The organism is Chryseobacterium sp. RU37D (genome assembly GCF_900156075.1).
GTDB lineage: Bacteria > Bacteroidota > Bacteroidia > Flavobacteriales > Weeksellaceae > Chryseobacterium.
In genome coordinates this window covers 56,010-69,742 of record NZ_FTMM01000018.1, presented here as the reverse complement: position 1 = coordinate 69,742, position 13,733 = coordinate 56,010, and the positions used below count along the sequence as shown (strand labels likewise).

Annotated in this window: 16 protein-coding genes; 5 read left to right on the top strand and 11 right to left on the bottom strand. The window is 34.7% G+C overall.

Annotation, left to right across the window (positions count from 1 at the left end; translation table 11 throughout):
- Positions 1 to 57: 57 nt before the first annotated feature.
- On the bottom strand, positions 58 to 525 hold the full coding sequence (locus tag BW926_RS10015) for a hypothetical protein (RefSeq protein ID WP_076446731.1): 468 nt from the start codon (positions 523 to 525) through the stop codon (positions 58 to 60).
- Positions 526 to 664: 139 nt separating this feature from the next.
- On the opposite strand from BW926_RS10015, the gene BW926_RS10010 reads away from it, so the two are divergent.
- Entirely contained in the window at positions 665 to 904 is a 240-nt protein-coding gene (locus BW926_RS10010; protein ID WP_179078003.1) for a helix-turn-helix domain-containing protein, read from the top strand.
- A 24-nt stretch (positions 905 to 928) separates the two neighbouring features.
- Here the strand turns inward: BW926_RS10010 and purE are convergent, their stop codons facing one another.
- On the bottom strand, positions 929 to 1,432 hold the full coding sequence (gene purE, locus BW926_RS10005; protein ID WP_076446727.1) for a 5-(carboxyamino)imidazole ribonucleotide mutase: 504 nt from the start codon (positions 1,430 to 1,432) through the stop codon (positions 929 to 931).
- A gap of 149 nt (positions 1,433 to 1,581) precedes the next feature.
- On the opposite strand from purE, the gene BW926_RS10000 reads away from it, so the two are divergent.
- Positions 1,582 to 2,493, top strand: coding sequence for a DMT family transporter (locus BW926_RS10000; protein ID WP_076446725.1), 912 nt, complete (start codon positions 1,582 to 1,584; stop codon positions 2,491 to 2,493).
- Between the two features lie 8 nt (positions 2,494 to 2,501).
- The gene (locus BW926_RS09995) at positions 2,502 to 3,065 is read left to right on the top strand and encodes a hypothetical protein (RefSeq protein ID WP_076446722.1); all 564 of its coding nucleotides are present in this window, start codon (positions 2,502 to 2,504) and stop codon (positions 3,063 to 3,065) included.
- A 49-nt stretch (positions 3,066 to 3,114) separates the two neighbouring features.
- On the opposite strand, the gene BW926_RS09990 is transcribed toward BW926_RS09995, so the two are convergent.
- Both BW926_RS09990 and BW926_RS09985 read right to left on the bottom strand, forming a co-directional pair.
- Entirely contained in the window at positions 3,115 to 4,227 is a 1,113-nt protein-coding gene (locus BW926_RS09990; protein WP_076446720.1) for a 5-(carboxyamino)imidazole ribonucleotide synthase, read from the bottom strand.
- 132 nt (positions 4,228 to 4,359) lie between these two features.
- A complete protein-coding gene (locus BW926_RS09985) occupies positions 4,360 to 4,908 on the bottom strand; it encodes a DUF1543 domain-containing protein (protein ID WP_076446718.1) in 549 nt (182 codons plus the stop codon).
- 85 nt (positions 4,909 to 4,993) lie between these two features.
- Here BW926_RS09985 and BW926_RS09980 point away from each other — a divergent pair, with 85 nt between their 5' ends.
- Both BW926_RS09980 and BW926_RS09975 read left to right on the top strand, forming a co-directional pair.
- Positions 4,994 to 5,824: a sulfite exporter TauE/SafE family protein gene (locus tag BW926_RS09980; RefSeq protein WP_076446716.1), complete on the top strand. Its 831-nt coding sequence runs from the start codon at positions 4,994 to 4,996 to the stop codon at positions 5,822 to 5,824.
- Positions 5,824 to 6,207, top strand: a complete 384-nt coding sequence (locus tag BW926_RS09975) for a DUF1634 domain-containing protein (RefSeq protein ID WP_076446714.1) — start codon at positions 5,824 to 5,826, stop codon at positions 6,205 to 6,207. Before BW926_RS09980 ends, BW926_RS09975 begins: the two co-directional genes overlap by 1 nt.
- Position 6,208: 1 nt before the next feature.
- Here the strand turns inward: BW926_RS09975 and BW926_RS09970 are convergent, their stop codons facing one another.
- From BW926_RS09970 to BW926_RS09940, 7 genes are all read right to left on the bottom strand, one after another.
- Positions 6,209 to 6,586 (bottom strand): SMU1112c/YaeR family gloxylase I-like metalloprotein, encoded by a 378-nt coding sequence (locus tag BW926_RS09970; RefSeq protein WP_076446712.1) that lies wholly within the window; start codon positions 6,584 to 6,586, stop codon positions 6,209 to 6,211.
- Positions 6,587 to 6,593: 7 nt separating this feature from the next.
- Positions 6,594 to 7,037 carry a nuclear transport factor 2 family protein gene (locus BW926_RS09965; protein WP_076446710.1) on the bottom strand — a complete coding sequence of 148 codons (444 nt, stop codon included), beginning with the start codon at positions 7,035 to 7,037 and terminating at the stop codon, positions 6,594 to 6,596.
- A 126-nt stretch (positions 7,038 to 7,163) separates the two neighbouring features.
- Positions 7,164 to 8,219, bottom strand: coding sequence for a diphosphomevalonate decarboxylase (locus tag BW926_RS09960; RefSeq protein ID WP_076446708.1), 1,056 nt, complete (start codon positions 8,217 to 8,219; stop codon positions 7,164 to 7,166).
- A 96-nt stretch (positions 8,220 to 8,315) separates the two neighbouring features.
- On the bottom strand, positions 8,316 to 10,085 hold the full coding sequence (locus BW926_RS09955) for an AMP-dependent synthetase/ligase (protein WP_076446706.1): 1,770 nt from the start codon (positions 10,083 to 10,085) through the stop codon (positions 8,316 to 8,318).
- Positions 10,082 to 11,095 carry an NAD-dependent epimerase/dehydratase family protein gene (locus BW926_RS09950; RefSeq protein WP_076446704.1) on the bottom strand — a complete coding sequence of 338 codons (1,014 nt, stop codon included), beginning with the start codon at positions 11,093 to 11,095 and terminating at the stop codon, positions 10,082 to 10,084. Before BW926_RS09950 ends, BW926_RS09955 begins: the two co-directional genes overlap by 4 nt.
- A 582-nt stretch (positions 11,096 to 11,677) precedes the next feature.
- Complete coding sequence (locus tag BW926_RS09945; protein ID WP_076446702.1) at positions 11,678 to 12,457, bottom strand: alpha/beta fold hydrolase; 780 nt, start codon at positions 12,455 to 12,457, stop codon at positions 11,678 to 11,680.
- Positions 12,458 to 12,531: 74 nt separating this feature from the next.
- Positions 12,532 to 13,251, bottom strand: coding sequence for a pyridoxine 5'-phosphate synthase (locus tag BW926_RS09940; RefSeq protein WP_076446700.1), 720 nt, complete (start codon positions 13,249 to 13,251; stop codon positions 12,532 to 12,534).
- Positions 13,252 to 13,733: the final 482 nt, after the last annotated feature.

Here is a 13,733-nt window from a genome sequence, read left to right as displayed (position 1 = left end):
GAAAAAATTCATGAATTAGAGAAAAGACTTAGAGATGCAGAGCTTGAGCGTGATATATTAAAAAAAGCAATCGCCATTTTTTCCAAGAGCGGTCGTTGACGTTTCAAAATGTAAAGCTCTTTTTTTTGCTGCAAAAACCAATCCTTGGAAAAAAGCTAAATCTTCAGCGGAAGCGGTATAATAAAAATATACTTTGTTTCCATGCCTCGGAACTTTAATTACCGAGACCACTGTTTTCCCTTCCACAACAGGAACCATCAAAAAGCTTTCATCAAAATTATTGACCGTAGTCGCATAATCCCACACCGGATTTCCAGAAATTTTCTTGATTTTAGATTCGTTTTCGAGATAAATCTTCATTACATTCTTAATGTAAGTTTCATCCTCTTTCCAAAGACTTTTGTTGGTATATTCCTTAGAAGCAGGATCAGAAGACGAGTAAATCTCATCGTGTACACATGAATTCAGCAGTAGGCTGAGAAAAACTGCCATAGAAGACAGCCACAGGAAATATTTTTTCCTCATAGTCATCATTTTGTTTTTTAAGTTTGTAAATATATAAAATTTTTATCACCCCGAGGTGATGTTTTGCAAATATAAATAAAATTTCAATTATGGCAAAAATGCCATAATGTTTTTTTTGTATAATCTTAACCTTTGTCTTGTGAGAACAAGCATTGACAAAGAGTTTATAATATCATTCGGGAAAAATCTAAGAAAACTTAGAGAGTCTAAAGACATGAGCATGCAAACTCTTGCAGATATCACCAATATTGAATACTCACAAATAAGCAGAATTGAAAGAGGACTAATAAATACATCAATAGGCATTACTTATGAAATATCAAAAGCGTTAGAAATCGATATTAAAGAATTATTTAACTTCACAATAGACAAAAAATAAACGCTCCAACATTGGAGCGTTCTTCTATTTATCATAATGGTTCGGGTGATTTGCTTTAATATCATCCACCGTTCCCAAGACCTTATCTTTTAAAGAATCCTGATATTTCTGGAGCTGTTCCGCAACCTGGGGATTACCACTTCCAATGATTTTTGCAGCTAAAATCCCTGCATTTAAAGCTCCATTAAGAGCTACTGTAGCCACGGGAATGCCACCCGGCATCTGGAGAATGGAAAGGACAGAATCCCAACCGTCTATAGAATTACTGGACAAAATAGGAACTCCAATCACAGGTAAGGTTGTACAGCTCGCTACCATCCCAGGAAGATGCGCTGCACCCCCTGCCCCGGCAACGATTACCTTCAAGCCCCTTTCGTGTGCTGTTTTTGCGTAATCAAACATTCTTTCCGGAGTTCTGTGCGCCGAAACTACCGTCAGCTCATACGGAATGTCTAAAGATTTTAAAAAAGTTGCGGCTTGTTCCATGATTGGCAAGTCACTCTGACTTCCCATAATAATTCCTACCATTCTTCTATATATTAGATGCTCAAAGATAAAAATTAATAAAGTGAAAACCAAAAAGGCGCAAAAGTTGTTCTGTTACCTTAAGAACTCCGAAAACTGTATCCATCGGGTTTGTTGTAAACTGAATATTTTTGTCAATCATATTTTAAATTTTGAAAAATTATAAACTTAGCCTAGCCATCTTCACTGTTGCCATCGTTTGGGGAACAACGTTTTTATCCATCCGTATTGCGGTAGAGACTATTCCTGCTTGGTTTGTTGCAGGCATCAGGCAATTTATGGCGGGTATTATCATGCTTATAATCCTTCTATACAGAAAGCAGTTTCAATGGATCGGGTGGAAGAATTTATCTCACCAGTTTCTACTATCATTCCTAATGCTGGTAGTAGCCAACGGAATGACCACTGTCGCGGAAGAAACGGTTACCAGCAGCCTGACCTCCTTAATAAGTGCCTGTTCACCGATTCTTATTTTTTTGCTTAGTGTGGCTGTCGGCATACAAAAATTCACCATCCGGGCTTTAATTGGAATTTCGATGTGTTTCAGCGGGATTCTGTTTATTTTTTGGGATGGTATTCATGATCTTAGAAATCCGGATTATGCTGTGGGAATATTATTTTTATTCATAGCCATTGCGGGATGGGCAACAGGAACTATTTTCACAAAAAAATTGAGTGTTCAAAATTACAATATATCACTCAATCTTTTTTATCAGTTTATTTTTGCCGGAAGTTTGCAAATTATTTTTGCTTTTTTGTTCTCAGATAATTATAATTTTGAGAATTGGTCTTTCAAAAGTGTTGCGGCAATGCTTTATCTAGCAATTTTCGGTTCTGTGGCTGCATTTTTTGCCTATCATTATGCTTTGACGAAAGTTTCCCCGGTTCAGGTTTCTATTCTGGCTTATGTGAATACAATTATTTCCATTTTCCTAAGCTGGTTAATTTTAAATGAAGAAATTTCTGCTAAATTTATAACTGCTGCTGTTCTTATTATATTTGGAGTTTTTGTGATTAATTATAATAAGGAGATGTTTAAAAAACAGAGAATTAATAATCCTTAAAAAAATTAATGAAGAACTTTTGGCTTTTAATTTTACTTGTCTTAATAAACTGTAAAAAACAAAATGTTAATGAGAATATAAAAACTGAATTAGAAAAAATACCCGAAATAAAATATGGGAAAAGTTTTTTTGACTATGACCAAATAGATTATTATCAAATAGATTTTAAGGAAAATCAGATTACAGAATTAGACAGTAATAAGGAAAAATCTAAGATTGATATGTTAAAATATAAACTTATTATTGATGAAACTCCTACAAATATCAATGACCTCGAATTTCTAAACTACATGAATAAAATAGGTTATTCAAAAAAGGAAATTGATACTTCCAAATTTAAACAAATGGACAAAGTATTCATTGAAAAAACAGAAAGTACTGGCTATACAGCTGCCTGTATTCCCGTATTCAGAGATATTTTAATTTTCAAAAAACGTCGAAAAGTTGTTGGGATAGTAAAAATATGTTTTGAATGTCATCAATATCGAATTATAGGAACCAATGCAAATATAGATAACTTCGGATCAGATAGTGATTATGACCAACTTGGAAGAATTTTAGAACAAAATTAAAACAAAAAAAGACTGCCCTCAAAGCAGTCTTTTAAGTATCTTAAATTAATTACCCAGCAATCACTCTTACCATTCCTTTCACCTTCACAAGCTTTTCCATCAATTCCTCTCTGGATTCCGCCAATACGTTGATGTGCCCCATTTTCCTTCCCGGCTTCGTTTCCGTCTTCCCATACAGATGAATGTAAGTTTCCGGCATTCTCAGAACATCTTCCATCCCTTCATAAATCACTTTTCCGGCATGGCCTTCTGCACCAACCAGGTTCAGCATTCCGCTGTAAATAATGGCATCCGTATCCGCCAAAGGCAGGTTTTTCACCACACGATACATCTGCTCAAACTGAGAATTGGCATTTCCTTCCTGGCTCTGGTGCCCGGAATTATGCAATCTGGGAGCCGTTTCATTAACCCAGACTTTACCTTCTTTATCCAAAAATAATTCGATGGCAAAAAGTCCCGGAGAATTGATAGCATTTAAAAATTTTTCTGTGATCAGCTCGATTTGGTTTTCAATAAGCTCATCCAATAGAACAGGACAGATATTAAAATCCAATAAGTTCAGTTTAGGGTCTGCAACCATTTCCGTGACAGGGAAAGTTTTAGTTTCTCCGTTTTCGTTTCTTGCCACAATTACAGAAAGTTCTTTATCAATGTCAACCAATTTTTCGATCACCGAATCCTGTATCCACAGATTTTTCATGTCCTCAGCCGTGCGGATCACCTGAACACCTTTTCCGTCGTACCCGCCCGTATTCATTTTTTGCACGAAAGGCAACGGCATTTTAATTTCGTCAGAACTTCCGTCCATGATTTCAAATTCAGGGCTTGGAATATCATGAGCTTTATAAAATTCTTTTTGAAGTATTTTTTGTTGAATAGTCTTAATAATTTTAGAATTCGGAACCACTTTTATACCCTGATTTTCCAGTTCGGCCAAAGCGTCAGCGTTGACGTGCTCGATCTCAATGGTTACCACATCTTTATCTTTACCGAAATCAAGAACCGTTTCATAATCATTGAAGCTCCCCTGGGTAAAGTATGAAATATTGTGGCAAGGGGCATCAGAAGCTGGATCAAGTGTATAAAATTCGTCATCGTATTTCAATGCTTCCTGAATCAGCATTCTTCCCAGCTGTCCGCCTCCTAAAATTCCTATTTTCATTTTTTACTTTTATTTTTTCTATTAGATTTAATTTTTAATAAATTTTTTAAAACGTAAAGTTTGCAAAGGTTTATTTAAAATATTTTAAAGATCGCAAAGGCGTTTCACTCAGCAAAGAGCTTTTAAATTTTATTATATTTTATCAATTTTCAAATATCCGAGTCCCATCGGGTTTTCCTGATTTTCAGTATTGGACTTTATTAATGAAACCGAATATTTTTCTTTCATTTTTTCAGGAAGAATATCATTGACATTAAAAATATCATCAATATCAACTCCATGCTTATCATCAATATGACTTACTGCATCTTCAAAGCCCATGGTTTGGTAAAAATCAGTCGCTTTTGCTTTCTTTACAATTTCACCCATAGAAGTCCCTACCATCAGGTGCTGCTCGTGAAACTCTTCGAAAAATCCTTTTTTATAACCTCCAAGATTAATAAAATACAGCTGCTCTTCTGAAGTTTTCTGTCCTTTTTCAACAATTTTCACCTCATATCCGTCAGCAAATTTTACTTCCTGATAACAGTCTATGTGGATTTTCCCGTCCGCTTCTTTCCAGAATTCTTTCATATCGGGGACAAGGTCTTTAAGACTTTCCGCAATCCCGAAAAAGACATCATGCTGTTCTATATTCCTGCCTTTAGGCGTGGCTCCGAGGATGATATAAAATAATTTCATTTCCAATTTTATTTATGCAAAAATACATTAAATTTATCTTTTTCAAACGTTTGGCAGACTACCACAATAGTTTTATATTTGTAGCATGTCAGAAATCATTATTCTCTTCCTTGGAGCAATTTCGGCAGGACTTTTGGGTTCACTTACCGGTTTAGGAGGAGGAGTCATCATTATCCCTTTATTAACGCTGGGTTTCGGCGTTCCTATGCACTATGCCATTGGTGCTTCACTTATTTCTGTGATCGGAACTTCTTCCGGTGCAGCAGTGGCTTTCGTTAAAGAAGGTTTTACAAATATGAGAGTCGGTATGTTTTTGGAGATTGCTACCACATCAGGGGCCATTATCGGGGCTTTGGTTTCGGGAATGCTTAACCCAAACACAATCGGAATTATTTTCGCAAGTATTCTTCTTTTAACGGTAATATTAAACTTAAAAGGTAAGCCTGATCATCAGGAGCCTATCATTCAGGGAAGTTTAGAGGAAAAATTAAAACTATACGGAACTTTTCCGGATAAAGGTGTTATAAAAACATATTCCGCAAGAAATACGATTCCGGGCTTTTTGATGATGATGTTCGCAGGTGCCATGTCTGGTCTTTTAGGGATCGGTTCGGGAGCGTTAAAAGTTTTGGCAATGGATAATATGATGAAGCTACCCTTTAAAGTTTCTACTACAACGAGTAATTTTATGATCGGGGTGACTGCGGTAGCCAGTGCATTAATATATTTCCAGCGGGGCGAAATCATTCCGGTAATAGCAGCGCCTGTTTTGATCGGGGTTGTGGTAGGAAGCTTCATTGGCTCTAAAACGCTGATGGTTTCAAAGACAAAAAAATTAAAAACATTCTTTGCGATTGTAATTACTATTCTGTCTGTATATATGATGTATAACGGTATCAATAAAAGTTTCAGGTAATGAAAAAGAATTTCACAGATGTTGATCTGAACCGTTCCGTAGGAAATCTGCTCAGGCTGGGGGTTATTTTATCTGTAGTTACTTCTTTGGCCGGCTTTGTAAAGCTTTTCAGTGAAGGCTTTAAAATGCCTAAAAAATACGCCTCTCTCGATATGGGCTCATCTTCAGAAAAAGTCTGGGGGCATTTCTGGAACTCACTTTGCAAGGGCGAAGGAATGGCCATAATCCAATTGGGTATTCTCCTGCTTGTATTTACACCTCTAATGAGAATTATTTTCGCTCTTATTGGTTATTTAAAAGAAAAAGATTATATCTACGTTGTAATTTCCTCAATTGTGCTGGCGATTATGGCGATAAGCTTTTTTACGGGGTACGCACATTAGTTTACATTTCATAAAATTCCAACGGCAACTGATCCGGATCCTGGATGAAGAAAAATTCTTTTCCTGTGAATTCATCTGTTCTTATTTCTTCACAGTTTAAACCTTTTAGAATTAATTCTTCACGTTTTTCATTAATATTTTCAACCGAAAAAGCCAAATGCCTTAAACCACAAGCTTCAGGCCGGGAAGGTCTTTCCGGTGGATTCGGAAAAGAAAATAATTCAATCACATAATGATCTCCTATTGCAAGATCAAGTTTGTAGGATTCTCTTTCTTCACGATAAACTTCACGAATGATGTTTAAACCTAAAACTTCCGTATAGAATTTTTTTGAAACTTCGTAGTTTGAGCCGATGATGGCGATATGATGGATTTTCATTTAATTTTTATTTAATTTCCTTACAATTATCTTTTCGTCTCGTATCAATTAAATATTGAATTTTCCATTCCCCGTTTTGTTTTACCAATTGGAAACTGTTTGCTCCGCAATGTGAAAATTTTCCTTTAAAATAAAAAAAATACGGGGTAAAAACACTCGCCAGATTGTCATCTGAATGAATAGCTTCAATTACAATGCGTTCATCAAGATCACCCTTTGAATATTTTGAAATAGAAGCAATAAAATCTTTTATATCTTCATTTTTTACGTCGTCTTTTGTGATTGTCTGAAGAATTGCAGTATCCGAAAAGGTCGACTTTAACAGTTCTGAATCTGCATTTTTCAACGCTATAAATAAATTACGAATTGGTTTCTCAATTTCCTGATTCTGAGTCAGCTGTGAAAAGCAAAAGCTTCCGAAAAATAAAGTGGCAGCAAGCATTTTATTCATAATAATTTCGATTGAAATAGTGATTAAAAATAGGGAAAATTCTTTTTGTTTTTATACAGAGCTTACAAATTTATACTTCAAAATCAACATATTCTTGTCATTCCGTGGGAATCTGGGGCTAAGAATTTAAAATTTCATCACATCCTTTACCGCTCCATTATTTTGAGTGTGTTGTAATAATTCAACATTAATAAAATATTTAATTTTTTCTTCAGAACCGTCATTTGGGAATAAAATATGAACGTTTGCTCCCGCATCCAAAGTAAAGAATAAAGGCAAGCCAGTTTCTCTTCTGAAATCCCAAATTTTATTGATAACTTCCAAAGTTCCTGTTTTCATCAGGATGAAAGCAGGATCGCTCATCATCATCATGGCGTGCAAAGTCAACGCTTCATGTTCAACCAATTTGATGAAACGCTGCATATCACCACTTTTGAGAATTTCTTTCATTGGTTCAAAATTTTCCCTGGCTTCCTGAAATCTTCTTTCTGCATAAGGATTGGTATTCATCAGGCCATGCCCAACTGTTGAAGAAACACTTTTCTGACCTTCATGAATCAATAAAACCCAATCATTAAAATCTTTAAAAATTTCATGAATTTCATTATCAGGATATTGTACCGCAAAAAGGTCTGAACTTCCTTTCACCTGAGATTCGCCCCAAACTACAAGGCCGTTATAAAGACTTCTGCATGCACTTCCGCTTCCCAATCTAGCTAAAAAAGAAGCTTTTCTTAGAGCCTTCTCTTCCAAAACCTTTCCGGTAAAAACCTCATCAAGCTTCATCAGGCATTTTGCAATTGCTCCAAAACCAGACGCCGAGCTGGCAATGCCTGAGCTGTGAGGAAATGTATTTTCAGTCCTGATGATGTATTTTCCCTTTAAAATCCAAGGAAGATATTGTTCTATATTTTTAAAATATTTTTCAATTTTTTCTGCAAATTTCACTTCTTCATTCCCTGCCAGAAACGTCTGTACCGAAAATGGCTCGTCTGCAAGGAATTCTATTGAAGTATTGGTTTTGCAATGGTTTAAAGTATAGCTGATGCTTGGGTTGGCCGGAATCTGATTGTCATATTTCCCCCAATATTTAATTAAGGCAATATTTGAAGGGCAGCTTTCCGAAACTGTTTTATTGTTAATCGTAAACTCTTCTTTTCCAAAAAATTCTTGTGTTGTCATAATTTATTTATTTTTAACCACAAATCACACCAATTTTTCATATTAATAAATAAAATGTTTTTCACTAATATGAATATTGTAGTTTAAAAAATTTATTTAATACATTTTCTCAATAAGATCAGCATATTTTTTAAGAACCACGTTTCTCTTTACTTTGAGTGTTGGCGTGATCTCACCTGTGCTGATCTCAAATTCTGCCGGCATCAGCGTGAATTTTTTCACCTTTTCATGATCCGAAAGATGACTTTGCAATTCATTAATTTTTTCTTTATAAAAATCGTGTACCTTTTCGTTTTTTACAATCTCTTCCCAATTGTTAAACTGAATATTGTTTTTTTTGATAAAATCCTGTAAAAATTCAAAGTTGGGAACAATTAAAGCTGATACAAATTGTCTTCCCTCCGCAATCAAAACAATCTGCTGTATAAAATTATTATTGGTCAAAAGATTTTCAATCTGCTGCGGGGCGATATATTTTCCGTTGGAAGTTTTCATAAGATCTTTCAAACGGTCTGTAATAACAAGGTTTCCTTTTTCATCAATTTTACCTGCATCACCTGTTCTGAACCAGCCATCTTCTGTGAAAACTTTCTGAGTTTCTTCGGGTTTATTGAAATAGCCCTTCATGATTCCGTTTCCTTTTGCCAGAATCTCTTCATTTTCACCGATACGGATTTCTACGCCTGGCAGAGGTTTTCCACTTGTTCCGTGCTCGAAATGAGTGAGCGGGAAAAGAGTGAGCGTTGCGGTAGTTTCGGTCAGGCCATACCCTACTGTAATATGGATGCCTATTGAATCGAAAAACTTAGTCACTTCCGGGGACAATGATGCCCCGCCACAAGGCAGAAACCAGAGCCTTCCTCCTAACTTTTCTTTGATCTTACTGAAAACCAATGATTCAGCAATAGATTCTTTTATTTTTAAGCCAAAAGGAAGAGGTTTTTCGTTTCTTTTTAATTCTGCAGTCTGCCATCCTGTTTCCAGTGCCCAGTTAAATATTCTTTTCTTTAATGATGAACCTTCCCCAGCTTTTTCTAAAACTCCGGCATAGACTTTCTGGAAAAATCTCGGAACAGCACACATCATGGTAGGCTTTACTTCTTCCAGCGTTTTAGCAATATCTTTGGGATCTTCCAAAAAATAAACCCTAGCTCCGCCATATAAACAAAGAAGGCTCCAACTTCTTTCGAAAACATGACTCAATGGCAGGAAGGCCAGTGAGAGCTCTTCTTCAAAATTTTTAAACTTGAAAAATTCAAAATGAGCATCAAAAGCTTTGATGAAATTCCCGTGAGTAAGCATTACTCCTTTCGGTGTTCCGGTAGTTCCGGAAGTGTAGATCAGCGTGGCTGTATCATCATATTCTTTTTTGCAGAATTCTATTTTCGGGGATGCTTTTGCGATAAACTCTTCAAGGTAAAAACTGTTGAATTCCTTTTTGATCCAAACTGCTTTTTTTGAAACAATAATGGTTTCAAGCTGATTATCATCATTCTGTAAAATCTCTAAACAACCGTCATACTGCGTTTGATCGCCCGTTAAAATGATTTTCGCACCGGAATCCCGGATGATATATTCTGCCTGTTCTGCATTATTAGTCGAATAAATAGGAACGGTAACCGCCCCAACAGACATCGCCGCCAGATCAAAAATAATCCACTCAGAAGAATTGTCTGAATAAATGGCAACTTTATCATTTTCTTTAATTCCTGAATTTATAAGTGCGTTTGCTGTTTTGAAGACAATTTCACCGAATTTTTTCCAGCTTAGCTCTTTCCATCCTGCATCTTTCTTTTTAAAGCCAATTGCAGATTTTACAGGATGTTTTTCTATATTTTTTTGGATGATTGCCTCGGCAACGTTCATTTTTTCGACTTTTTATCGTTAATATAATTTTTAAGATGAAAATCTACAGTTTCCTTTAAAGGAATAAACTGATAATTCAATCTTTCTTTAATTTTTTTGTTGGAAACAATTTTCATCCTTGAAACAGATTCCACATTTGCTCTTGTGACCATCCTCAATGGTGGAATAAGCCAGCCAAAAAGTGTATTGGCAAGAACTCCTACGTTAAGCTGAAGTCTTGACAGGACTTTTGCTTTCTCCAGACCCAGTGTTTTTCTTATCTGCCCTGCAATATCTACATAATTTTCATTTTCTGAAATAATAATAAACCTCTCCCCAAAGATATTTTTTCCCATTAATTGGATACATATTTCAGCAACATCTCTTACATCGGCATAGCTTGTGCCACCGGAAAAAGTAAAATTGCTTTTCTCAAAAGTCGGGAAAATATCTCCGCTGCTGTTTCCCCAATTTCCGCTTCCGATAATCATTCCAGGATTTACAATAACGACATTGAGCCCCTCTGCCGAAGCTCTCCAAACCTCCATCTCTGCAAGATGTTTTGATATGGCATAGGCAGAATGTTCTTCTTTAGGGTTAAAATCAGAATTTTCATCTATTTCTCCTTTTTCATTAAAAAGATCCATTACGGCAATGGAACTCACAAAAAGAAATTTTTTCACATCAGAGCCCTCGCAGGCAAACAAAAGATTTTCCGTACCCTTTACATTGGTATGGTACATTTCTTTATCGTCTTTTGGATTAAAACCTACTTTTGCTGCGGTATGGTAAACTTCTTCAACACCTTTTAATGCTTCTTTGAGAGAATTGATGTCATTAAAATCTACATCTACCCAATCAATTTTATTAAAAAAATGATCCGGATTTTCAGTATAAAATTTATACGAACGCCTGACTTCATCTAAATGACTGGACTGTCTTTTTGCTGCACGCACGTTTTGCCCCTTTTTAAGGAGTTCCAAAACAATTACCCTGCCCAAAATTCCCGTAGCCCCTGTTACAAAAACCATTAATTTCTTTTACTTGGTTGCCAGCTAAATTATGATAATATTATCCGTTATGCAAATTTGCGATTTTTAAGGGAAAATTCAATTTTAATGTTCAGAAAAATGTTTTTAGCTTATAAAATTTATTATTCTTTTATTTACATTTTGAATTTTAATTAACTGATATTACATCTATAATCTGTTTTACTTTTTTAAATGAAATCGAAGATTCGACTCAGTCAAATGCAGTTGTTTATCTTTATTAAATGATTTTTATTTCTAAGAAAACTTATTTAACCTTTCGATTATATAAAAGCAAATAAAGACAGAGAATTGATTTTAACTTCTTTAAGCCATTTAAACAAAGGCACTTCACTTAATTTAGAAATTCAAAATATAAGGGATTATTCAATTTAGCATAAAGCCTTTGAATGAATATTATAAAAGAAAAGCGGGCCAAAGCCACTCCTACTTGATGTGAAAATTTCCCATAACATATTAATATTTAACGATTTATAAAATCTAAAATATTAAAAAAACACCTAAAAAAGAATGATACATTATTTAATAAAATTTTAATAAATATTTATATATTATAGATTTTCTTTAATTTAAATTCAAAAATTGTTTTACAATTTCAGCAAAATCAACAGGATTTTCTGCCTGAACCCAGTGCCCCGCATTTTTTACAGTTACAATTTTTGCTTTTGGAAATTGTTGTTTAATCGAAAATTCATCCTGAGGAAGAATATAATTAGACTTTTCTCCGGCAATAAACAGAGTTTCACCTTCATATACCCCAAATTTTATAGCATTGGAAACAAATTCGTTATATTTTTCAGATAAAGTTTTAAGGTTAAATCTCCAATTCAGTTTTTTATCATCATCCCAATACAAATTTTTAGTCAGAAACTGTATTGTTGATTTTTCCGGAATATACTGGCTAAGAATTGTTTCCACTTCATTTCTTGAGTTAACAGTATTAAAATCCACCGTTTCCAGAGCCTTGATAATCCCCTGATGATGTGGAGGATACGCTTTTGGAGAAATATCCACAACAATAAGCTTTTCCACCCTTTCAGGATAGTTCATAGCAAATTGCATCACTGCTTTCCCACCCAATGAATGACCTAAAACGTACGCTTTTTGGATTCCGTAATGATCCATATAATTCGCAATATCATTCGCGAGATCATCATGAGACATGTTTTCGGAATGAAAACTTCGCCCGTGATTCCTAAGATCTATTAAATGAACCGGAAGCTGATCTCCAAGATCTTTTCCAAAGCTTCCCCAATTATCTAGCATTCCAAATAATCCGTGGAATACCAAAAGTGGTGTAGACGAAAGATTTTCGCCAAATATTTTTGAATGTAGAATTTTCATAAGTTTTTAAAATTTTAGAAGTTAGAAATTAGTAAACGTTGTATAAAACTAACCTCTAATTTCTAACTTCTATTTTACCATCTTGCCAGCCTCTTTAAATAAGCCTGAACTGTATTTTCTAATCCCATATACAATGCTTCGGAAATCAAAGCATGACCGATGGATACTTCAAGCAAATTAGGGATGTTATCGGCAAAATATTTTAAATTATCTAAGCTTAAATCATGACCTGCATTGAGCCCTAATCCATAATCTGCTGCTACAACCGCTGTATCATAGTAAGGTTTTAAAGCTAATTCTTTATTTGATGTATAATATTTTGCGTAGGCTTCGGTATAAAGCTCGATCCTGTCTGTTCCTGTCTTGGCAGCATATTCCACTAACCCAGGTGTCGGGTCCAGGAAAATCGAAGAACGAATTCCCGCTTTTTTGAATTCACTGATAATTTCTGTAAGAAAATCTAGATGTTTTTTTGTGTCCCAGCCGGCATTTGATGTAATGGCATCATCTGCATCGGGAACCAGCGTTACCTGCTCGGGCTTCACCTCTAAAACCATATCAATAAAAGGACGGTGCGGGTTTCCTTCGATATTGAATTCCGTGGTTACCAAAGGCTTAAGGTCATAAACATCTTTCCTGGTGATATGCCTTTCATCCGGCCTTGGATGAATTGTAATCCCCTGTCCGCCAAATTCCTGAATTTTAATTGCTGCTTCCATCACACTTGGTATTTCTCCTCCTCTGGCATTTCTCAGCGTGGCAATTTTATTAATATTTACACTTAGTTTTGTCATTTTTTGTTCTGAATAATGGGAAGTTAATTTACATTATTATAGTTTGTTTTAATTTAATGTAATAGGATTTATATAAATAAATTTTTAACCAATTTTAAAACTGTACAAATTTAGTGATTAAAAATCACTCTCTGCTGCATAAAAAAATAGAAAAATGCGGAGTTATATTTCTAGCATGATTGTTTATACTCTAATCCGACGAATCTCACGAGTCTAATATCAGCACTAAATTTTATAACAAATACTAATAAATTTTAACAAAACTGGGCCGGTTTTAATAAGCTATTTTTTTTCTCTAAATACTTATTGCAAGAATTAACTTTTAGAAAAGTAAATATTCATAACATAACAAGTAAAATTCATTAATAAAACCCTATTAATTAAAAGAAACAACAAATAAATTCAATTAAATACAAAATAATGCAAATTTCAATGACAATATGTTAATAAAATTATAAAATATTTGATTTTTTTTATTAATA

Bases quoted from the DNA above. Each gene is read 5' to 3' on its own strand.
- BW926_RS09965 (WP_076446710.1), bottom strand. From the start codon at position 7,037: ATGAATAAAATGCTTGCTGCCACTTTATTTTTCGGAAGCTTTTGCTTT.
- BW926_RS09985 (WP_076446718.1), bottom strand. From the start codon at position 4,908: ATGAAATTATTTTATATCATCCTCGGAGCCACGCCTAAAGGCAGGAAT.
- BW926_RS09945 (WP_076446702.1), bottom strand. From the start codon at position 12,457: ATGAAAATTCTACATTCAAAAATATTTGGCGAAAATCTTTCGTCTACA.
- BW926_RS09970 (WP_076446712.1), bottom strand. From the start codon at position 6,586: ATGAAAATCCATCATATCGCCATCATCGGCTCAAACTACGAAGTTTCA.
- BW926_RS10015 (WP_076446731.1), bottom strand. From the start codon at position 525: ATGAGGAAAAAATATTTCCTGTGGCTGTCTTCTATGGCAGTTTTTCTC.
- BW926_RS09990 (WP_076446720.1), bottom strand. From the start codon at position 4,227: ATGAAAATAGGAATTTTAGGAGGCGGACAGCTGGGAAGAATGCTGATT.
- BW926_RS09950 (WP_076446704.1), bottom strand. From the start codon at position 11,095: ATGGTTTTTGTAACAGGGGCTACGGGAATTTTGGGCAGGGTAATTGTT.
- BW926_RS09995 (WP_076446722.1), top strand. From the start codon at position 2,502: ATGAAGAACTTTTGGCTTTTAATTTTACTTGTCTTAATAAACTGTAAA.
- BW926_RS09980 (WP_076446716.1), top strand. From the start codon at position 4,994: ATGTCAGAAATCATTATTCTCTTCCTTGGAGCAATTTCGGCAGGACTT.
- purE (WP_076446727.1), bottom strand. From the start codon at position 1,432: ATGGTAGGAATTATTATGGGAAGTCAGAGTGACTTGCCAATCATGGAA.
- BW926_RS09960 (WP_076446708.1), bottom strand. From the start codon at position 8,219: ATGACAACACAAGAATTTTTTGGAAAAGAAGAGTTTACGATTAACAAT.
- BW926_RS09975 (WP_076446714.1), top strand. From the start codon at position 5,824: ATGAAAAAGAATTTCACAGATGTTGATCTGAACCGTTCCGTAGGAAAT.
- BW926_RS09940 (WP_076446700.1), bottom strand. From the start codon at position 13,251: ATGACAAAACTAAGTGTAAATATTAATAAAATTGCCACGCTGAGAAAT.
- BW926_RS09955 (WP_076446706.1), bottom strand. From the start codon at position 10,085: ATGAACGTTGCCGAGGCAATCATCCAAAAAAATATAGAAAAACATCCT.